Here is an 18,759-nt window from a genome sequence, read left to right on the forward strand (position 1 = left end):
CTTACTGAAACGCCGGCATCACCTCGGTGATGAACCGCTCAAGCGAGGCTTTCTTGCGCTCGAAGCTCATGCTGGAGTCGATCCAGAACGAATACTCATCATACCCCAGCGCCTCATATTTTTTCAGCCGCTCGATCACCGCCGCGGGTTCACCGATCACCAGATCACGCTCCATTGCCTCGGGGCTGTAGAACGGGTGTGCGGCGATCTCCTCGTCACTCAGCGGATCAATCAAGCCCTGGCTGACGTCCCGCTTGTTCATGAACCAGGCCCCGAAATAGCAGTAGAAGCGGTTCAGCTCCTCCGCCCCGCGTTTCACATCCGCGGCGCTGTCTGCGACATAGGTGTGCTGCAGCAGCATGATCTTGGGCCGCTGCACATCGCTGTGCTTGGCGCAGGCATCGTTGAACTTGCCCATCAGGTCGGCAATTTCCTCATCGCCTTTCCACAGCGGCGTCACCTGCACATTGCAGCCATTGGCCACGGCAAATTCATGGCTGTTCGGATCGCGCGCCGCCACCCAGATCGGCGGGCCGTCCTGCTGCAACGGCTTCGGTGAAGACGTCGTCTTGGGGAAGGAATGGAACTCCCCCACCTGCGCATAGTCGCCCTGCCACAGGCCCTGCACCGCCGGGATCAGCTCCCGCATCCGCTGGCCGGCCTCCCAGGCGTCCATACCGGGCATCATGCGTTCGTATTCAAACGAATAGGCGCCGCGGGCGATGCCCAGATCCAGGCGGCCTTCGGTGATGATGTCGGTCATCGCCGCTTCGCCCGCCAGCCGGATCGGATGCCAGAACGGCGCGATCACCGTGCCGGTGCCCAGCCGCACGTTCTTGGTATGCCGCGCCACGTCAATGAGGTTCAGGAACGGGTTCGGCGAGATGGTGAAATTCATCCCGTGATGCTCACCCGTCCAGACCGCATGCATACCGCCGTCATCGGCAATTTTGCACAGCTGGATGAACTCGTCATAAAGCCGCTTCTGATCGTCTGCCGCGGAAATCCGCTCCATATGCGCAAAGAGGGAAAATTTCATGCGCCTTTGCTCCCTGTCGCCACGGGGCGGACCTGCCCGGTGGTCTGATTGCCATAATACACCCCGAAATTGCCCATCCGGGCCTCACTCGCGAACCGTTCCAGCATGGTGCACATCGCCGCGTCGGCAATGTCCATCAGCGTGGATTGGGTCAGCGGTGTAAAAACGCCCTTGGCCGGTGTGCCGCCGGCCGATTGGCACAGGAACGAGATGTGCTGATGTTCGCGCGCTTTGTCTTCGTAGACGGAATAGATAAAACCGGGTTCGGCCTCGACGCCGGTGTCCGCGATCAGTTTGGCCAGCGCGGCAGAGGCGCCCTCCTTGCCAACCCGGATCTCCGGCAGTGTCAGCTTGCCCTGATCGTTGCCCAGGAGCAGCACCTTGCCCTCATGCTCGATCAATGCCGAGACAATCAGCTTGGCGCCCTGGCTGAGGGCCTCGGCCTCGGCGGCGGCGGTCACATAGGCGCCGCGGGCATATCCCAGCCCCGGCGCTGGCGAGGTCTCAAACGCCTCCACCCGGCCGATCAGGATCAGGTGATCCCCGGCCTCGACCCGGTTGTGCATGGAACAGTCGAACCAGGCGGAAACGCCCGCGAACACCGGGCTGCCCTGCGGCCCCTGCTGCCATTTGACGGCGGCAAAGCGGTCCTCAACGGGCCGCGCAAAAGTGTTGGAGACGTCCTTCTGGTCCTCCGCCAGCACATTGACGGCAAAGCCGCTCGCCTGATCGAACGCCGAATAATTGCTGGAGGAATTGGCGATACACACCAGCACCAGCGGCGGGTCCAGAGATACCGAGGTGAAGGAATTGGCGGTGAAGCCAATGGGATTGCCGTCCGCATCGTGCGCCGTCACCACGGTGACGCCAGTCATGAAGGTGCCAAAGGCGTTGCGCAAGGCGCGCGGGTCGATATCGCTCATGACGTCGCTCCTTCGGTGTTCAGCCAGTCCCGCAGGGCGGTGTTGACCTCTGCGGGCGCAGTCAGGTTGACCATATGGCGGTGGCCCTCGATGACAACCGCCCGGCCCTGCGGCGCGGTGGCGGCCATCGCATGCGCCATGTCGGGCGTCGAATTCGGATCGCCGTCGCCGGTCAGCGCCAGCAGCGGGCAGCGGATGCCGCCAAAGCCGCCGGCATAGGTGCTGTCGCCGCGGGCAAAGGCGGAATAGGCGGCAGCGTAACCATCAAGGTTCACCCCCGACAGCCATTCGGCCACCTGCGCCCGCGCTTGCCGGTCGGCATCGCTGCTGCCGAACCAGCGGGTGAGCGGCGTTTCCAGATCAAAGCTGCCCGCGCGGATTTCGGCGGCGCGCGCCTCTACGGCCCGCCGCGCCTCATCCGAGCGGCGGAACACCCCGTTCAGCAGCGCCACCCGGGAGACGTTCTGCGGGTGGCTGACCGCATAGCCGCCGGCAATCAGCGCGCCCATGGAATGACCCGCCAGCGCAACCGGCCCCAGGTCCAGCGTCCGCAGCACCGCATGCAGCCAGGCCACGTAATCCGGCAGCTCTGCGCCTTCCGGCAGCGGCGCGCTGCCGCCGTGGCCGGGCATGTCCAGCGCGACAACCCGATGGGTCAGAGACAGCGCCTCGATCTGCGGGCCCCAGGCCGCCGACTGCATGCCGACCCCGTGGATCAGCACCACCGGATCGCCGCGCCCTGCCCGCTGGCAGGTCACCGGGCCATAGGGCTCAGACGGCGGCAGGGTTGTCGGCGTCATGGCCCAGTTCCTTGAGGTCCTGATAGCGGTCGCCGATGCGGTGATGCGGGCGGCCGCCGATGGAGGCACCAAGCGCGATCACGATCTCATCCGGACCCGGCGCATCCGCCACCGACAGCTGGATGGTCAGGTAATGGCTGCGCCGCCCGCCGTCGTTTTTATCCATCAGCGGGATTTGCAGCGAGGCGTTGGCCGGCCCGCGGGTGTTGGTGAACGCCAGATAGGATTTCGCCCCCACCGCCTCGCGGAAATGGTTGCCGAAGCGCAGCGTGTGGATCAGGGCGGAGGCATGTTCCACCTCGCCGTTCACGCCAACGATGGCGGACTTGCCGTAGCCCTCAACCTTGTCGCCGCCGCCTGCCGCCTCCAGGATCATCGCGGTCAGCTTCTCCCCGAGACCTGGCGCGCAGTCGTGGATTGCCGGGCGCAGATCCTCGACAAACCCCTGCCCTGCCCACGGGTTCTTGATCACCGCCACCGCGGCAATCATCTTGAGCGGCTGCTCCGCTGCCTTGCCGCCCTCGATCAGGGTCTCTTCGACATGCAGCAGCGTCTTGCGGATTTCGGCGGGCATGGGCGGGTCTTTCCTGTCTGATTCCAGTTGCCGTAATATGGTATACCATCATACAGTATGTCAATGCGGCCTTGTTCCACCCTGCCCCCGTTGATATCGGAGGAAACATGACCAGCCCCATCATGAGCAAAATCGAACAGCCGCCGCAGACCCTGCGGGACATCGTGCAGGAGCGGATGCGCGAGGCGATCATCTCCGGCCAGTTTGCGCCGGGCGAGCGGCTGGTGGAGCGGCCCCTGTGCGATCAGCTTGGCGTCAGCCGCACCGTGGTGCGCGAGACCATCCGCTATCTGGAGGCCGAGGGGCTGGTGGAGATCCTGCCCGGCAAGGGGCCGATCGTGGCGCAGCTGGGGTGGGAGGACGCGCGGCAGATCTATGACATCCGCCAGATGCTGGAGACCGCCGCCGCCACCGCCTGTGCGCAGAACATGACGCCAGAGCTGGCGGAGCAGCTGAAGGCCGCGCTGCACGAATTGCAAGAGGCCGTGGCGGCAGGCGTGCCCGGCCCGATGCTGAAGGCGACGACCGAGTTCTACCGCATCATCTTTGAAGGCGCCGGCCACACCGTCGCCTGGGAAATCGCCCAGCGTCTGAATGGCCGCATCAGCAGGCTGCGGGCTGTGACGCTATCAACCGCAGAGCGGCAAAAACCCGGCCCCGCCCATATGCAGGAGATCTGCCGGGCCGTCGTCTCGGGGAATGCCAAGGCCGCGCAGGCAGCCATTGAACAGCATCTGAGCGACGCCAAACACACTGCCGAGCGGCTGCTGAAAGAGGCGTAACCGATTTCCTGCGAGGAAATCGGCCATGAAAAATCGATTTTTCATGGTTGAAATCCGCGCCGGATTTCAGCCTGCGGGCCGCTTGCCCCGGCAGCCGGGTCTCAGATCCGCGGCGGCTGAGGCGGATCGGCGCGGAAGGGTTTCAGGCTGTCCACGAAGGCATCCAGGAAATCCAGCGCCAGCAGCGAGCGGCTGCCTGACACAGGCCGCAGGATCGACAGCCGGTGGTGCAGCTCCGGCGCAAACGGAACGATGGCGATGCCTTGGCCGCGGAACTGCTCAGCATCCAGGGCGCTGACCACCGAGGCCCCCTGCCCCTGGCTGATGATAATGCAGGCGGTGGAGAACTGCCGCACCTCGATCCAGCTGTTCAGCTCCACCCTGGCCTCGGAAAACGCCTTGTGAAGCCTGCGGTAAAACGGGCTGTCGCGCCGCGTGTGGATGATCTTGCGGTCCTGCAGGTCGCGGGGCGAGATAACATCCTGTTCTGCCAGCGGATCCCCTTCGGGCAGCACGCAGACGGTGCGGATCGGAATGTCGATGTTTTCGACCGCGGGATGGGCGGCAAAACCGTCGGTGATACCGCAGTCATACTGCTCGCCGATGATCCACTCCAGAATCCGCTCCGGCCGGTCCGGCTCAAGCGTCAGCCGCACCCCGGGGCGATGCTCCAGGAACCGGGCCAGCAGCTTGGGCAGCAGCGCCGTGGCGAACCCAGGCAGGCAGGCTATGCGCAGATGCCCCGCGGTGCGCTCGGTCAAGTCGCGGTTGAGCTCTTCCAGGTGGTTCAGACTGTCGAACACGCGGCCCACCTCGGAGAGCAGATAGCGCGCTTCGCTGGTGGGAATCAGCAGCCCGTCCTGGCGGGTGAACAGCTCCACCGCCACTGATTTGGAAAAATCCGAAAGCAGCCGGCTGGCGGCAGGCTGCGAGATTCCCAGCGTCTCCGCAGCCCGGGTGATGGACCCGGTGCGGGCAACGGCCTGAAAGGCCTCCAGCTGTCTGAGACTGAATTTCAAGGGGTTAGCGGCCTTCGGCTGGTGTTGAACACGCGGCCGCATAACATGATGTTATGATTTTTGTCAAAAAACTTTTGCTTGAATTATCCCCCTGCCCGGACAAAAGCTATCGCAGAACAAATTAGGGAGAGAAGCTCATGTCCGTTAAATCCTTGCTCTGCGCCTCGGCAATTCTGGCCGTTGCCGGCAGCACCGCATTTGCAGAAACCGAAATTCAGTGGTGGCACGCCATGGGCGGCACCAATGGCGAACGCGTCAACAAGATTGCCGAAGATTTCAACGCCACCCAGGACGACTACAAGGTCGTGCCCGTCTACAAGGGCAACTACACCGAAACCATGACCGCGGCGATTGCCGCCTTCCGCGCCAAGGAACACCCGCAGATTGTGCAGGTCTTCGAGGTCGGCACCGCCACCATGATGGCTGCCAAGGGCGCGATCTACCCGGTCGAGAAGCTGATGAACGACGCAGGCGAACCGTTTGACGGCGACGCCTTCCTGCCCGCGGTGGTGTCCTACTACGAAACCCCCGAGGGCGAACTGCTGTCGATGCCCTTCAACAGTTCCACTCCGGTGCTGTGGTACAACAAGGACGCGCTGGACGCGGCCGGCGCCGAAGTGCCCGAGACCTGGGACGAGGTGAAAACCGCCGCGCAGAAGCTGGTCGACAACGGCATGAAGTGCGGCATGTCCTTTGGCTGGCAGTCCTGGGTCATGATCGAGAACTTCTCGGCCTGGCACAACCTGCCGACCGGCACCCAGGAAAACGGCTTTGCGGGCTTTGACACCGAACTGACCTTCAACAACGACAAGCTGGCCGCGCGTCTGGATGACGTCGCCGCGATGGGCAAGGACAGCCTGTTTGTCTACGGCGGGCGCCGCGGCGACAGCCTGCCGATGTTCACTAACGGCGAGTGCGGCATGTGGATGAACTCCTCGGCCTACTACGGCTCGATCTCCTCGCAGGCGGAGTTCGAGTTCGGCCAGACCATGCTGCCGCTGGACACCAAGGTGGCGGATGCGCCGCAGAACTCGATCATCGGAGGCGCCACCCTGTGGGTGCTGGCAGGCCACGAGGAGGAGGAATACAAAGGCACCGCCAAATTCCTCAGCTACCTGTCCTCACCCGAGGTGCAGGCCTGGTGGCACCAGGAGACCGGCTATGTTCCGATCACCACAGCCGCATACGAGCTGTCCAAGGAACAGGGGTTCTATGACAGCAACCCGGGCACCGACACCGCGATCAAGCAGCTGAGCCTGAACACCCCCACCGCCAACAGCCGCGGTCTGCGCTATGGCAACTTCGTTCAGGTCCGCGACGTGATCAACGAGGAGCTGGAAGCGCTGTGGGGCGGTGAGAAAACCGCGCAGGAAGCGCTGGATGCGGCGGTTGAGCGCGGCAACGACCTGCTGCGTAAGTTCGAGCGCACCGCGAAGTAAACCACTCTGACACATCCGGCCCTGCCGCCCTCCCCCGGGCGGCAGGGTCAATTTCCTGATTGGGGTCCTTCATGCTCAAACGGGTGCATTTCCCTACCTCGGCGCTGCCCTACCTGCTGGTTGCGCCGCAAATCGCCATCACCCTGGTGTTCTTCCTCTGGCCGGCCAGCCAGGCGATGTATCAGTCGTTCCTGATCGAAGACGCCTTTGGCCTTGGCACCGAATTTGTCTGGTTCGAGAATTTCGAGATTCTCGCCACCGATCCCCACTATCTGGCCAGTTTTCAGCGCACCGCAGTTTTCTCACTGCTGGTGGCGGCGCTGTCGATGGGATTTGCCCTGATCCTCGCCGGCTTTGCCCAGCGGGTGGTGCGCGGCGCCATGTTCTACCGCACCATGCTGATCTGGCCCTATGCGGTGGCGCCGGTGCTGGCGGGTGCGCTGTGGGTGTTCATGTTCAACCCGACCCTGGGCATCTTCCCCTATTTCCTGGAATTCGCGGGCATCACTTGGAACCACTACCTCAATGGCACCCAGGCGATGGCGCTGGTGATCCTGGCCGCGGCTTGGAAGCAGGTGGCTTATAACTTCCTGTTCTACCTCGCCGCCATGCAGTCGATCCCCAATTCCGTGATCGAGGCCGCCGCCATCGACGGCGCGGGCCCGGCACGCCGGTTTTGGACCATCATCTTCCCGCTGATCTCCCCCACCACGTTTTTCCTGCTGGTGATCAACATGGTCTACGCCTTTTTCGAGACCTTCGGCATTATCCACGCCGTCACCCAGGGCGGCCCCGGCACCTCCACCACCATCCTGGTCTACAAGGTGTTCAACGACGGTTTTGTCGGCCTCGACCTCGGCGGCTCGGCCGCGCAGTCGGTGGTGCTGATGGTGCTGGTCATCGCCATGACCGTGGTCCAGTTCCGCTTTGTTGAAAGAAAGGTGGCATACTGATGGTCGAAAACCGCCCGCTCACCGCCTTCCTCACCCATCTGGTGCTGATCCTTGGCGTTCTGGCGATCGCGCTGCCGGTGTGGATCACCTTTGTCGCCGCCACCCACGACCAGTTCCGGATGAACCAGGCGCCCTTGCCGCTGTGGCCCGGCGATCACTTCCTGGAGAACATGAAGCAGACCCTGTTCGGCTCCGGCCTCAGCGGGACTGAGACCGCGCCGGTCTGGCTGATGCTGCTGAACTCATTGGCGATGGCGCTGATGATCTCCACCGGCAAGATCGCCATTTCGCTCTTGTCGGCCTTTGCCATCGTCTATTTCAAGTTCCCGTTCCGCATGACCTTCTTCTGGATGATCTTCATCACCCTGATGCTGCCGGTCGAGGTGCGGATCCTGCCGACGTTCGAGGTTGTCGCCAATCTGGGAATGCTGAACAGCTACTGGGGGTTGTCGATCCCGCTGATCGCCTCGGCCACCGCGACGTTCATGTTTCGCCAGGTGTTCCTGACGGTGCCGGATGAGCTCTTGGAAAGCGCCCGCATCGACGGCGCCGGGCCGCTGCGGTTCTTCTTCGACATCCTGCTGCCCCTGTCGCGGACCAATATCGCGGCGCTGTTCGTGATCCTCTTCATCTTCGGCTGGAACCAGTACCTCTGGCCGCTCTTGATCACCACCGACACCTCGATGACCACCATCGTGATGTCGATCAAGCAGATGCTGGAGGCGGCCGAGCAGAGCCCGCAATGGAACATCATCATGACCACGGCCCTCCTGGCGATGATCCCGCCGGTGTTTGTGGTGATCGCAATGCAAAAGCTCTTTGTGCAGGGCTTGACGGAAACCGATAAGTAAGGCGCCCCGAAATGGCTGATATTCAACTCAAAGACCTGGTGAAATCCTACGGGCCGACCGAGGTGCTCCACCATGTCGAAGGCGACATCAACGATGGCGAGTTCATCGTCATCGTCGGACCCTCCGGCTGCGGCAAGTCCACGCTGCTGCGAATGGTGGCGGGCCTGGAAAGCGTCACCTCCGGCGAGATCGCCATCGGCGGGCGCCGGGTGAACGAACTGGAACCCTCGGCGCGCGACATTGCCATGGTGTTCCAGAACTACGCGCTTTATCCGCACATGTCGGTGCGCCAGAACATGGCCTATGGCCTGAAGATCCGGAAGCTGCCGAAGGACGAGATCAACCGCCGTGTCGAGGAAGCCGCCGAAATCCTGGAGATCAAACAGTATCTCGACCGCAAACCGCGCCAGCTTTCGGGCGGCCAGCGCCAGCGGGTGGCCATGGGCCGCGCCATCGTGCGCGATCCGCAGGTGTTCCTGTTCGATGAGCCTTTGTCCAACCTCGACGCCAAGCTGCGGGTGCAGATGCGGCTGGAAATCCGCAAGCTGCAGCAGCGTCTGGGGGTGACCTCGATCTATGTGACCCACGACCAGGTGGAGGCGATGACGCTGGGCGACCGGCTGATGGTGCTGAACGGCGGCTATGTGGAGCAGTTCGGCACCCCGATTGAGCTTTATGACCGCCCGGCCTCGGTGTTTGTTGCGGGCTTCATCGGCAGCCCGGCGATGAACTTCTTCCCGGCGGAAATCAGCGGCGGCCAGGCCGCCCTGCCCGGCGGCGGCGTGCTGCCGGTGGCCTCCGCCCATTCCGGCACCGCCACCCTTGGCCTGCGTCCCGAACACCTGATGGAGGATTCCGCTGGCCCCATCGCCATTGAGGTGGAGCTGCTGGAGCAGCTGGGCGCCAACACCCTGATCCACGGCCGCCTGCCGGGCACGGAGCAGACCATAACCGCCAGCGTCCCGGGCCACGCCAATGACGGCACCGGCAGCATCCGCCGGTTCTCGGCGGCGCCGGAGCTGACCCATCTGTTTGATGCCGCCACCGGCAAACGGCTGGAGGGCTGATGCAGTACCCCCAGATCCCTGCCTTTGCCGCCGAACCCGGCGTGATCCGCCTGATCGGCCACCGCGGCGCCCGCGGCGTGCTGCCGGAAAACACCATGGAAGGCTTTGAGTTTACCCTGAAAGCCGGAGTGGAGCTGTTGGAGCTGGATGTCACCGCCACCCGCGACGGCGTGGCGGTGATCACCCACAACCACCGCCTGACACGCTCGATGGTGCGCGGCGCTGATGGCTGTTGGCTGCAGGGGGAAGAGCCCAAGGTGTCAGCGCTGACCTATACCCAGCTTCAGGCCTATGACGCGGGTGGGCTGGACGGCCGCAGCGCCTATGGCCAGCGGTTTCCGGATCAGGCATTTCTGACCGGCGTGCGCATTCCCCGGCTTGCCGACCTGCTGGCGCTGCTGCAACGGCCCGAACACCAAAACGTGCATCTGCTGCTGGAGATCAAATCCGACCCGGAGCTGCTGGAGGACACCGCCGCGCGCCAGACCCTGGTCGAGGCAGTAGTGTCAGAGGTCCGCCAGGCCGCAATGCAGCCGCGCACGGTGCTGCACAGTTTCGACTGGGACCTGCTGGCGGATTGCCAGCGGATCGCGCCGGAGATGCCCGCCTCCTTCCTGACCCAGCTGCCGGACAACGCCGACGACGTGGGCGAGGATTCCTCCAAGGCGGTGAACCCGGTGGCCGGTTGCAGCGCCTTGGACCTGCCGGACCGCGTGGCCGCCGCCAAGGGCCAGTTCTGGTGCCCCTATTTCGAGGACATCACCCCGGAATCGCTGGCCCGCGCCCGCGAACTGGGGCTGGTAACGGTGGTCTGGACGGTGAATGAGCCGGAGGACATCGAACGGATGATCGCCCTTGGCGTCGATGCGATCTGCACCGACTATCCGGGGCGGGTGCAGCGGCAGCTGCTGATGCACGGGCTGAACTGGCGCACCGCCTGAAACGGGGGAGCCGTTTTCCGGCACGGAAAACGGCCATGAAAAGTGCGATTTTTCATGGCTGAAATCCGCGCCGGATTTCAGCCTTCTCTCAATCAGCCCAAGATACCGGGCAGGTTCAGCCCATGCTCGCGCGCGCAGTCCTTGGCGATGTCATACCCCGCATCCGCGTGGCGCATCACGCCCGTCGCCGGGTCGTTCCACAGCACGCGGCCGATCCGGCGCTCTGCGTCCTCGCTGCCGTCGCAGCAGATCACCACGCCGGAATGCTGCGAGAAGCCCATGCCGACGCCGCCGCCGTGGTGCAGCGACACCCAGGTCGCGCCGGAGGCAGTGTTCAAGAGCGCGTTCAAGAGCGGCCAGTCGGACACCGCGTCAGAGCCGTCCATCATCGCCTCAGTCTCCCGGTTCGGCGAGGCCACGGAACCGGAGTCCAGATGGTCGCGGCCAATGACGACGGGTGCCTTCAACTCGCCACTGCGGACCATCTCGTTGAAGGCGAGGCCCGCCTTGTGGCGGTCGCCCAGCCCGATCCAGCAGATCCGCGCGGGCAGGCCCTGGAACGCGATGCGCTCCTCCGCCATGTCCAGCCAGCGGTGCAGGTGCTCGTTCTCCGGGAACAGCTCCTTCATCTTAGCGTCGGTCTTCTTGATGTCCTCCGGGTCGCCCGACAGCGCAGCCCAGCGGAACGGGCCGATGCCGCGGCAGAACAGCGGGCGGATGTAGGCGGGCACGAAGCCAGGGAAGTCAAAGGCGTTCTCCAGCCCCTCCTCCAGCGCCATCTGGCGGATGTTGTTGCCGTAATCCACCGTGGGCACGCCCATCGCGTGGAAATCGCACATCGCCTTCACTTGAACTTTCATCGAGGCGCGGGCGGCCGTTTCCACCGCTTTAGGCTCTGATACACGGCGTTCCTTCCACTCGCCCATGGTCCAGCCCAGCGGCAGGTAGCCGTTGACCGGGTCATGGGCCGAGGTCTGATCGGTCACGATATCGGGACGGATGCCGCCCGCCTTGGCGCGTTCCACCAGCTCCGGGAAGATCTCTGCCGCGTTGCCCAGCAGGCCCACGGATTTCGCCTCGCCGTTGGCGGTCCAGCGCTCGATCATCTCCAGCGCTTCGTCCAGGGTTTCGGCCTTCTCGTCCAGGTATTTGGTGCGCAGGCGGAAGTCGATCGAGTCCGGGTTGCACTCCACCGCCAGACAGCAGGCACCCGCGAACACGGCTGCCAGCGGCTGCGCGCCGCCCATGCCGCCAAGACCGCCGGTCAGGATCCACTTGCCCTTCAGATCGCCGCCGTAATGCTGGCGGCCTGCCTCGGCAAAGGTCTCATAGGTGCCCTGCACGATGCCTTGCGTGCCGATGTAGATCCAGGAGCCGGCCGTCATCTGGCCGTACATCATCAGACCCTTCTTATCGAGCTCGTTGAAGTGGTCCCAGTTGGCCCAATGCGGCACCAGGTTGGAGTTGGCAATCAGCACCCGCGGCGCGTCCTTGTGGGTCTGGAACACGCCGACCGGCTTGCCCGACTGCACCATAAGGGTCTGGTCTTCCTCCAGGTTTTTCAGGGTTTCGACGATCAGGTCGAAATCCTTCCAGGTGCGCGCGGCGCGGCCGATGCCGCCGTACACCACCAGCTCATGCGGGTTTTCCGCCACATCCGGATGCAGGTTGTTCATCATCATCCGCAGCGGCGCCTCGGTCATCCAGGATTTGGCGTTCAGTTCCGGGCCGGTCGGCGGGAAGATGTCGCGGGTGTTCTTGCGGGGATCGCTCATGCGGGCCTCCAGGTCTGAAGATCGGTGAGAATTTTGGTGAGATGGGCGCGCAAAGCCTCCGCACGCTCCGGCAGATAGGTCCAGGGCGGGCTTTCCTGGCAATAGGTGGCCTGCGCCAGCTCCATCTGGATAGCGTGGTAGCCGTCCGCGGGGCGGCCATAATGGCGGGTAGTCCAGCCGCCCTTGAAGCGCCCGTTGAGGGTCGACGTATAACGCTCCGCGGCCTCGCACTGGGCCACGGTGAGGGCTTCGATAGACGGATCGCAGGTTTCGCCCATGTTGGTGCCGACGTTGAAATCCGGCAGGCGGCCCTCGAACAGGAAGGGAATGTCGCCCCGGATTGAGTGGCAGTCATAAAGGATGGAGAAACCGTGGATGGCCTTCACCCGCTCCAGCTCCGCCGCCAGCGCGGCGTGGTAGGGCGCGTGATAGGCCGCGCGGCGGCGGGAGATTTCGGCCTCATCCGGTTCCTTGCCGTCCTGCCAGATCGGCAGCCCGTCGAAATCCGTGAGCGGCACCAGAGTGGTGGTGTTTTGCCCGGGATAGAGACTGATTCCGGCGGGATCGCGGTTCACGTCGATCACATAGCGGTGGATGGGGGTGCGGACGGTTGTGACGTCCTCCACCAGCCCCGCGTAGAGGTCATGGATATGCCAGTCGGTGTCCGCCAGCGCCCGGCCGGTCTCGTTCAGGCGCTCCCAGATTTCCGGCGGCACTTCGGTGCCGGTGTGGGGCAGCCCCAGCACCAGCGGCGAGTTGCCTTGGGTCACTTCGATCATGCGGCTACCTCCACGCCCGCGGCGTCCGCTACGCGGCCCGCGCGGACCATGGCACTGGCGGCTTCGATGTCGGGGGCCAGATAGCGGTCCTCTGCCAGCGAGGGGATCTCCTCGCGCAGCATCGCCAGCACGTCCTGCAAGCGCGCGGAGGTCTGCAGGGGCGCGCGCGCCTCGACGCCTTGAGCAGCGCACAGCATTTCGACGCCCAGGATGACGGAGAGATTGGCGTTCATCTTGCCGAGCCGCAGCGCGCCGTGGGCGGCCATCGACACGTGGTCCTCCTGGTTGGCTGACGTTGGAGTTGAGTCGGTCACGCAAGGATTCGCCAAATGCTTGTTCTCGCTCATCAGCGCGGCGGTGGTCACCTCCGCAATCATGAAGCCCGAGTTCAGCCCCGGATCGGGCGTCAGGAACGGCGGCAGGTCGTGGCTCAGCGTCGGGTCCACCATCAGCGCCACCCGGCGCTGCGCGATGGCGCCGATTTCGGCCACGGCCAGCGCGATCTGGTCGGCGGCAAAGCCCACGTATTCGGCATGGAAATTGCCGCCGGAGACGATCCGCCCCTCCCCCACCAGCACCAGCGGGTTGTCGGTGACAGCGTTGGCCTCGATCTCCAGCGTTTTGGCGGCCATCCGCAGCACGTCCAGCGCCGCGCCCACCACCTGCGGCTGGCAGCGGATGCAATAGGGGTCCTGCACGCGGGTGTCGCCCTCGCGGTGGCTTTCGCGGATCTCCGAGCCGTCCATGATCGCCCGCATCTGCTGTGCTACGTCGATCTGGCCGGCATGGCCGCGCAGGGTGTGGATGTCGGCGATCAGCGGTGCGGTGGAGCCCATGATGGCGTCGGTGCTCAGCGAGGCAATCGCCATCGAGGCTTCTGCCATACGCCAGGCGTCAAACAGCCCGGCAAGCGCGCAGGCGGTGGAGAACTGGGTGCCGTTGATCAGCCCCAACCCTTCCTTGGGACCCAGCACAATAGGCTCTAACCCGGCCTTTTTCAGCGCATCAAGGCTGGACATGCGGGTGCCTTCGAACGTGGCCTCCCCTGCCCCGATCATCGCCGCCGCCATATGCGCGAGCGGCGCAAGATCGCCCGATGCGCCGACCGAGCCCTGCGACGGGATCACCGGCACCACGCCGCGTTCCAGCATCTGCTCGATCTGCTCGATCACAAGCCAGCGCACGCCGGAGGCACCGCGGCCCATCGACAGGAGTTTCAGCGTCATCATCAACCGGGTCTTGTCCTCCGGCAGCGCCTCCCCTACCCCGCAGCAATGGCTGAGGATCAAGTTGCGCTGCAGGGTGGCGGTGTCGGCCGGTGCGATCTTGGTCGAGGCCAGCTTGCCGAAGCCGGTGTTGATGCCATAGACGGCTTCCTCACCCGCGGCGGCCTCCGCCACCATCCGGGCCGCGGCCTCCACTGGTTCGCGGGCAGAGGCATCCAGCTTGGCTGGAGTCAAGTTGCGGTAGATATCTTCCAGCGTGGCCAGCGTCACCGTGCCGGGGATCATCTCGATCATTGTTTGCCCTCATAGATACGGGTGTAAAGCGGGTTGAAGCCGATGCGGTAGGCGAGCTCTGCAGGGCTCTGCACGTCCCAGACCGCCAGATCGGCGCGCATGCCGGCAGCAATCTGGCCGCGGTCGCTCAGTCCCAGCGCACGGGCCGCGTTGCGGGTGACGCCTGCCAGCGCCTCCTCCGGCGTCATGCGGAACAGGGTGCAGCCCATGTTCATCGTCAGCAGCAAGGAGGTCAGCGGCGAAGAGCCGGGGTTGCAGTCGGTCGCGAGCGCCATCGGCACGCCGTGGGTGCGGAAATGTTCAATTGGCGGCGCCTGGGTTTCTCGGATGGTGTAGAACGCGCCCGGCAGGATAACCGCGACAGAGCCAGCGGCGGCCATCGCCTTGGCGTCATCCTCGGTGGCGTATTCCACGTGATCGACTGACAACGCGCCGTAGTCTGCCGCCAGCTTGGTGCCGCCCTGGTGGCTCAGCTGCTCCGCATGCAATTTTACCGGCAGGCCCAGTTCCTTGGCAACCTTGAACACACGCTCGATCTGGGCGGGCGCAAAGGCGATGTTTTCGCAGAATCCATCCACCGCATCCACCAGCCCCTCGGCATGGGCGGCGCGCAGGGCGGGGATGCAGACCTCGTCGATGTAGTCATCATCGCGGCCCTTGTATTCGCCGGGCGTCGCGTGGGCGCCGAGGAAGGTGGTTTTCACCGTGACCGGGCGCAGCTCCCCCAGGCGGCGGGCGGCGCGCAGCATGTTGAGTTCGGTTGCCAGGTCCAGCCCGTAGCCGGATTTCACTTCGACCACCGTGGCGCCCTCGGCGATCAGCGCATCGAGCCGCGGCAGCGCGTCCCGAACCAGATCCTCCGGCGACGCCTCGCGGGTGGCCGACACGGTGGAGACAATGCCGCCCCCTGCCCTTGCGACCTCCTCATACGACGCGCCGTTCAGGCGCATCTCAAACTCCATCGCGCGGTTGCCGCCAAAGACGATATGAGTGTGGCAGTCGATCAGACCCGGTGTCACCAGCCGTCCGCCGAGATCCACGTGCTTCCACGGAAAATTGTCAGCTGACAATTTTTCGCGCGGCCCGGCCCAGACGATCCTTCCGTCGGAGACCGCAACGGCCCCGTCCTCAATCAGCCCATAAGGCGTGTCTGCACTGGCCATCGTGGCCAGCCGGGCGCCTGTTAGAACAAAGTTCCCTGTCACGGAATCCCCCCGAGTCGCTTGATTGCCGGTTTGGCAATAAGCTACTCATTTATGATATTATGTCTAGTCATAAAATGAAAGCGACGCGACCTGCCCGGCAGCGGTATTCAGCCTCTTATTGCGGATACCGCGGGTGCAGATCGTCGATGATGATCGGATGCGCGTGCGGTGCGGCCCCCTGCAGATGCGGATGGTCCGCTGGCAAGTCCGGATGGCTGTGCGCTACGGGGGATGCGCTGTCCTTGGGCCACAGGCGCTGCGCGGCGATTAGCCCTGCCGCGGCCAGAAGCGCCAGCGCCAGCATCGCCGCGGCTCCTCCCCAGGCAGCCATCAGCCAGGCCGACAGCGGATAGAAGACCAGCCAGCAAGCATGCGACAGGGTGAACTGCGCAGCAAAGATGGCCGGCCGGTCCGCCGCATGGGCCGACCGCGCCAAGAGCCGCCCCGAGGGTGTCAGCACCGCAGACCAGCCCGCGCCGATCACCGCCCAGCCAATTGCCAGCCGTGCAAACGTCAGGGGTTCAGCAAACGCGGCCAACGACAGGCCGGCCATGGAAGCAATGCTCAGCCCTGCCCCGGCCAGCATGACGGTCCGGTCCGGCAACCGTTCCAGCAGCCGCGGCAGCAGCATGGCAGACAGCATCGACCCGCCGCCGAACGCCGCCAGCGCCAGCGCCACGGAGCTTTCCGGCAGCGCCATGCCTGCGCGCACCAGCACCACCGTGTTGACGATCACCATTGCGCCGATGGCGGAGACCACCCAGTTCAGCGCCAGCAGCCCACGCAGCCGCGGCGTCCTCAGATAGTTTCGGAGGCCGCGGGTGGTGCGCTCCCAGACCGGCCTCGGCGCCTTGGGTGCGGGCGACGGCAGCACGATTGTCAGCAGCAGCAAGGCGGACCCGGCGAACCCCGCCGCAGTGCCCCAGAACAGCGTGCCGGAACTGACCACCAGCAGCAGCGCCGCGGCCAGCATCGGGCTGGCCAGGCTTTCCAGCTCAAACGCCAGCCGCGACAGTGACAGAGCTTGGGTATAATCCTTCTCCTCCGTCAGCACGTCGGGGATCGAAGCCTGGAACGCAGGCGTGAACCCGGCAGAGGCCGATTGCAGCACGAAGATCAGCACATAGACCTGCCAGACCTCGGAAACAAACGGCAGACAAACCGCCACGGACATCCGCACCAGGTCCAACCCGATCAGCATCTTCCGCCGGTCGGCCTGTTCCGCCCAGGCGGCCGCGACCGGGGCCACGGTGACATAGGCCACCATCTTGATCGTCAGCGCGGTGCCCAGCACCAAACCTGCGCGCTCGCCCGCCAGGTCAAAAGCCAAGAGACCCAGCGCCACAGTGGCCAGCCCGGTGCCAGTGAGCGCCACGATCTGGGCCAGGAACAAATGCCGGTAGGTGCGGTTTCGCAGGATGGAGAGCATGGGCGGCGGGATCCTTGGGCTGGGAACGTTGGCGCCACTGTGGCCATTCAGAGGCGCCAAAGGCAATGCCCGGAATGACCTGGGCGAAGCGGCAGTAGCGAAAATTGTCAGCTGACAATTTCTGGTCTTCCGCAACACGCAAGCGATCCAAGGCGGCGCTTGCTTCAGCCGCTATTGCGTTCCGCAGACGGACGTTTGATCCGCAGAGAAACCGAACCGGGTGTAAGAATTGTCAGCTGACAATTCTGCTCCAGCGGCCTGACCAGGCAGGCTTCAACCAGTTTACGGGGCAGGGAATACGCAAACACCAGAGGGCAATTCCAGGCCTGCTACACAACCGCAAACCCGCCTTAGGCAAAAATTGTCAGCTGACAATTTGCCTAGCCCCGGCAGTCTGAAGCAGCGCATTCAGCATCGGCGCGGTGGAGAACTGACCGGCCCGTGCCTTTTGCGCCAGACGCCGCAGATAGGCGCCGGGGCTTCGGATGGTGCCCAGCTTCTCCAGAATGCACATCACCGCGGTTGCCGCATCTTTGCGTCCCATGGCGGCGCGTGCATCGCTGAGAACGGGCATCTCGATTCCCATCATCGGTGACAGCTTCTCAGCAATCCGGTCGGCATCCTGCCAGTTGCGCAATCCGCCGGGGTAGTAGCTTTGCACTTCGGGGCAGGCGCGCAGGACGGTGGCCAGGTCATTGGCCTTCTCAGCTGTTCCATCGTTTGCATCTGAATGCTGGGCCTGAGGGCAGGGCGCTTCGGCTTGCGCCGCTTCAGAGTCAGAATCTTTTTTTATTGAATACTGTATGTGCCGCTCATTCTGGCTGCCGCTGGCGCTCAAAACGCGTGCAGGAGTCTTGGAGACCTGGGGTACTTCCGCAGGTGTACGGCTGGCAATTTCACCACGCAGGGCTTCGGCCATATTGTTCAATTCGGTTTCACAGGGTTTGCGGCGCAGGAGTTTGCGGGCAGCTTCCAGCAACTCAGCAGCGCCGCCCGCCAGTTCCTGCAATTCCTGCCGCAGTACGGCCACCTTGTCGCGCAGGACCGCCAGATGCTCGGCGCGTGCCTTGGCCACCAGCGCGGCGTCAAAGATCTGGCCGGCGTGGCGGGCGAGGGGGGACAGATCGAACCCGAAGGCCAGCGCCGTGTCATCGCCGCTGCGGCGCGCGTAGCGCTTGCGGTTGGGGCTGTTTTTCCGGCTGACAATGCCGATCCGGGTGAGGGCGGCCAGATGGCGGCGCAGGGTGCTCTCGGGCATCCCGTTGAGCCGTTCCATCAGCTTGCGGTTCGACGGGAACACGATAGCGCTGTCCGGTTCCGCGGGCAGCGCCCGGTCTGGAAAGAAGGTGAGCAAGGCCTTCAGCACCCCAAGTGTGCGGTGGCTCAGCTCGAATTCCGCGGCGGCGTGCGTGAGCGCAGCCAGAAGGTCCCACTTGTCGTGGGTACCTGCCAGCCGGCCGCACGGATCCTGCCGCCCAAATGCGATTTGGGACGCCTGTTCCATGATTTTTTCACGAAAGACAAAAAATACCCGCCCCCATGCGGCGCATGGAGTTGACACTGACGAGTCTGAGAGGCTATTCCAAAGGTGCTAAATCTGAGAACGGCCTTCTGGGATGTAATGTCCTGGGGGGCTTTTCTTTTGCCTGCTACGTGCCTCCTG

At 64.3% G+C, this 18,759-nt stretch carries 17 protein-coding genes; 6 read left to right on the top strand and 11 right to left on the bottom strand.

Features of this window, described 5'->3' with window-relative positions; genetic code table 11:
- Position 1: 1 nt before the first annotated feature.
- From AC5STI_RS20695 to AC5STI_RS20710, 4 genes are read right to left on the bottom strand one after another with little or no spacing between them, the layout of a single operon-like run.
- Positions 2-1,039 carry an LLM class flavin-dependent oxidoreductase gene (locus tag AC5STI_RS20695; RefSeq protein ID WP_495448148.1) on the bottom strand — a complete coding sequence of 346 codons (1,038 nt, stop codon included), beginning with the start codon at positions 1,037-1,039 and terminating at the stop codon, positions 2-4.
- Positions 1,036-1,962, bottom strand: a complete 927-nt coding sequence (locus AC5STI_RS20700) for a flavin reductase (protein WP_495448149.1) — start codon at positions 1,960-1,962, stop codon at positions 1,036-1,038. Before AC5STI_RS20700 ends, AC5STI_RS20695 begins: the two co-directional genes overlap by 4 nt.
- Positions 1,959-2,762 carry an alpha/beta fold hydrolase gene (locus tag AC5STI_RS20705; RefSeq protein WP_495448150.1) on the bottom strand — a complete coding sequence of 268 codons (804 nt, stop codon included), beginning with the start codon at positions 2,760-2,762 and terminating at the stop codon, positions 1,959-1,961. The genes AC5STI_RS20700 and AC5STI_RS20705 overlap by 4 nt, the downstream gene beginning before the upstream one ends.
- Complete coding sequence (locus AC5STI_RS20710) at positions 2,734-3,336, bottom strand: amino acid synthesis family protein (protein ID WP_495448151.1); 603 nt, start codon at positions 3,334-3,336, stop codon at positions 2,734-2,736. Before AC5STI_RS20710 ends, AC5STI_RS20705 begins: the two co-directional genes overlap by 29 nt.
- Before the next feature lie 107 nt (positions 3,337-3,443).
- Here AC5STI_RS20710 and AC5STI_RS20715 point away from each other — a divergent pair, with 107 nt between their 5' ends.
- Positions 3,444-4,118, top strand: coding sequence for a GntR family transcriptional regulator (locus AC5STI_RS20715; RefSeq protein ID WP_495448152.1), 675 nt, complete (start codon positions 3,444-3,446; stop codon positions 4,116-4,118).
- A gap of 101 nt (positions 4,119-4,219) precedes the next feature.
- Here AC5STI_RS20715 and AC5STI_RS20720 read toward each other — a convergent pair whose 3' ends face one another.
- Entirely contained in the window at positions 4,220-5,137 is a 918-nt protein-coding gene (locus AC5STI_RS20720) for a LysR substrate-binding domain-containing protein (protein WP_495448153.1), read from the bottom strand.
- Between the two features lie 137 nt (positions 5,138-5,274).
- Here AC5STI_RS20720 and ugpB point away from each other — a divergent pair, with 137 nt between their 5' ends.
- The 5 genes from ugpB to AC5STI_RS20745 all read left to right on the top strand — a co-directional run bounded on the left by ugpB (position 5,275) and on the right by AC5STI_RS20745 (position 10,388).
- Positions 5,275-6,576, top strand: coding sequence for a sn-glycerol-3-phosphate ABC transporter substrate-binding protein UgpB (ugpB, locus tag AC5STI_RS20725; protein WP_495448154.1), 1,302 nt, complete (start codon positions 5,275-5,277; stop codon positions 6,574-6,576).
- Positions 6,577-6,647: 71 nt separating this feature from the next.
- Positions 6,648-7,529, top strand: a complete 882-nt coding sequence (gene ugpA, locus AC5STI_RS20730; protein WP_008558267.1) for a sn-glycerol-3-phosphate ABC transporter permease UgpA — start codon at positions 6,648-6,650, stop codon at positions 7,527-7,529.
- A complete protein-coding gene (gene ugpE / locus AC5STI_RS20735; RefSeq protein WP_495448155.1) occupies positions 7,529-8,380 on the top strand; it encodes a sn-glycerol-3-phosphate ABC transporter permease UgpE in 852 nt (283 codons plus the stop codon). The genes ugpA and ugpE overlap by 1 nt, the downstream gene beginning before the upstream one ends.
- Positions 8,381-8,391: 11 nt before the next feature.
- A complete protein-coding gene (locus AC5STI_RS20740; RefSeq protein WP_495448156.1) occupies positions 8,392-9,447 on the top strand; it encodes a sn-glycerol-3-phosphate import ATP-binding protein UgpC in 1,056 nt (351 codons plus the stop codon).
- A complete protein-coding gene (locus AC5STI_RS20745; protein ID WP_495448157.1) occupies positions 9,447-10,388 on the top strand; it encodes a glycerophosphodiester phosphodiesterase family protein in 942 nt (313 codons plus the stop codon). Before AC5STI_RS20740 ends, AC5STI_RS20745 begins: the two co-directional genes overlap by 1 nt.
- A gap of 92 nt (positions 10,389-10,480) precedes the next feature.
- Here the strand turns inward: AC5STI_RS20745 and hutU are convergent, their stop codons facing one another.
- The 6 genes from hutU to repC form a co-directional block, all read right to left on the bottom strand.
- Positions 10,481-12,163, bottom strand: a complete 1,683-nt coding sequence (hutU, locus tag AC5STI_RS20750; protein ID WP_495448158.1) for a urocanate hydratase — start codon at positions 12,161-12,163, stop codon at positions 10,481-10,483.
- Positions 12,160-12,942 carry an N-formylglutamate deformylase gene (gene hutG, locus AC5STI_RS20755; protein ID WP_495448159.1) on the bottom strand — a complete coding sequence of 261 codons (783 nt, stop codon included), beginning with the start codon at positions 12,940-12,942 and terminating at the stop codon, positions 12,160-12,162. Before hutG ends, hutU begins: the two co-directional genes overlap by 4 nt.
- A complete protein-coding gene (hutH, locus tag AC5STI_RS20760) occupies positions 12,939-14,462 on the bottom strand; it encodes a histidine ammonia-lyase (RefSeq protein ID WP_495448160.1) in 1,524 nt (507 codons plus the stop codon). The genes hutG and hutH overlap by 4 nt, the downstream gene beginning before the upstream one ends.
- Entirely contained in the window at positions 14,459-15,625 is a 1,167-nt protein-coding gene (hutI, locus tag AC5STI_RS20765) for an imidazolonepropionase (RefSeq protein ID WP_495448259.1), read from the bottom strand. The genes hutH and hutI overlap by 4 nt, the downstream gene beginning before the upstream one ends.
- Before the next feature lie 157 nt (positions 15,626-15,782).
- Positions 15,783-17,096 (bottom strand): MFS transporter, encoded by a 1,314-nt coding sequence (locus tag AC5STI_RS20770; protein WP_495448161.1) that lies wholly within the window; start codon positions 17,094-17,096, stop codon positions 15,783-15,785.
- A 364-nt stretch (positions 17,097-17,460) separates the two neighbouring features.
- Positions 17,461-18,600 carry a plasmid replication protein RepC gene (repC, locus tag AC5STI_RS20775; RefSeq protein WP_495448162.1) on the bottom strand — a complete coding sequence of 380 codons (1,140 nt, stop codon included), beginning with the start codon at positions 18,598-18,600 and terminating at the stop codon, positions 17,461-17,463.
- Between the last annotated feature and the right edge of the window lie 159 nt (positions 18,601-18,759).

Source organism: Leisingera sp. CC-HEC096, from assembly GCF_059429235.1.

What these genes read in the sequence shown, in the direction of transcription:
- AC5STI_RS20710 (WP_495448151.1), bottom strand. Translation starts at nt 3,336, where the DNA reads ATGCCCGCCGAAATCCGCAAGACGCTGCTGCATGTCGAAGAGACCCTG.
- AC5STI_RS20695 (WP_495448148.1), bottom strand. Translation starts at nt 1,039, where the DNA reads ATGAAATTTTCCCTCTTTGCGCATATGGAGCGGATTTCCGCGGCAGAC.
- hutG (WP_495448159.1), bottom strand. Translation starts at nt 12,942, where the DNA reads ATGATCGAAGTGACCCAAGGCAACTCGCCGCTGGTGCTGGGGCTGCCC.
- AC5STI_RS20705 (WP_495448150.1), bottom strand. Translation starts at nt 2,762, where the DNA reads ATGACGCCGACAACCCTGCCGCCGTCTGAGCCCTATGGCCCGGTGACC.
- hutH (WP_495448160.1), bottom strand. Translation starts at nt 14,462, where the DNA reads ATGATCGAGATGATCCCCGGCACGGTGACGCTGGCCACGCTGGAAGAT.
- AC5STI_RS20740 (WP_495448156.1), top strand. Translation starts at nt 8,392, where the DNA reads ATGGCTGATATTCAACTCAAAGACCTGGTGAAATCCTACGGGCCGACC.
- AC5STI_RS20770 (WP_495448161.1), bottom strand. Translation starts at nt 17,096, where the DNA reads ATGCTCTCCATCCTGCGAAACCGCACCTACCGGCATTTGTTCCTGGCC.
- ugpE (WP_495448155.1), top strand. Translation starts at nt 7,529, where the DNA reads ATGGTCGAAAACCGCCCGCTCACCGCCTTCCTCACCCATCTGGTGCTG.
- ugpA (WP_008558267.1), top strand. Translation starts at nt 6,648, where the DNA reads ATGCTCAAACGGGTGCATTTCCCTACCTCGGCGCTGCCCTACCTGCTG.
- AC5STI_RS20745 (WP_495448157.1), top strand. Translation starts at nt 9,447, where the DNA reads ATGCAGTACCCCCAGATCCCTGCCTTTGCCGCCGAACCCGGCGTGATC.
- hutI (WP_495448259.1), bottom strand. Translation starts at nt 15,625, where the DNA reads ATGGCCAGTGCAGACACGCCTTATGGGCTGATTGAGGACGGGGCCGTT.
- AC5STI_RS20715 (WP_495448152.1), top strand. Translation starts at nt 3,444, where the DNA reads ATGACCAGCCCCATCATGAGCAAAATCGAACAGCCGCCGCAGACCCTG.
- hutU (WP_495448158.1), bottom strand. Translation starts at nt 12,163, where the DNA reads ATGAGCGATCCCCGCAAGAACACCCGCGACATCTTCCCGCCGACCGGC.
- AC5STI_RS20700 (WP_495448149.1), bottom strand. Translation starts at nt 1,962, where the DNA reads ATGAGCGATATCGACCCGCGCGCCTTGCGCAACGCCTTTGGCACCTTC.
- repC (WP_495448162.1), bottom strand. Translation starts at nt 18,600, where the DNA reads ATGGAACAGGCGTCCCAAATCGCATTTGGGCGGCAGGATCCGTGCGGC.
- ugpB (WP_495448154.1), top strand. Translation starts at nt 5,275, where the DNA reads ATGTCCGTTAAATCCTTGCTCTGCGCCTCGGCAATTCTGGCCGTTGCC.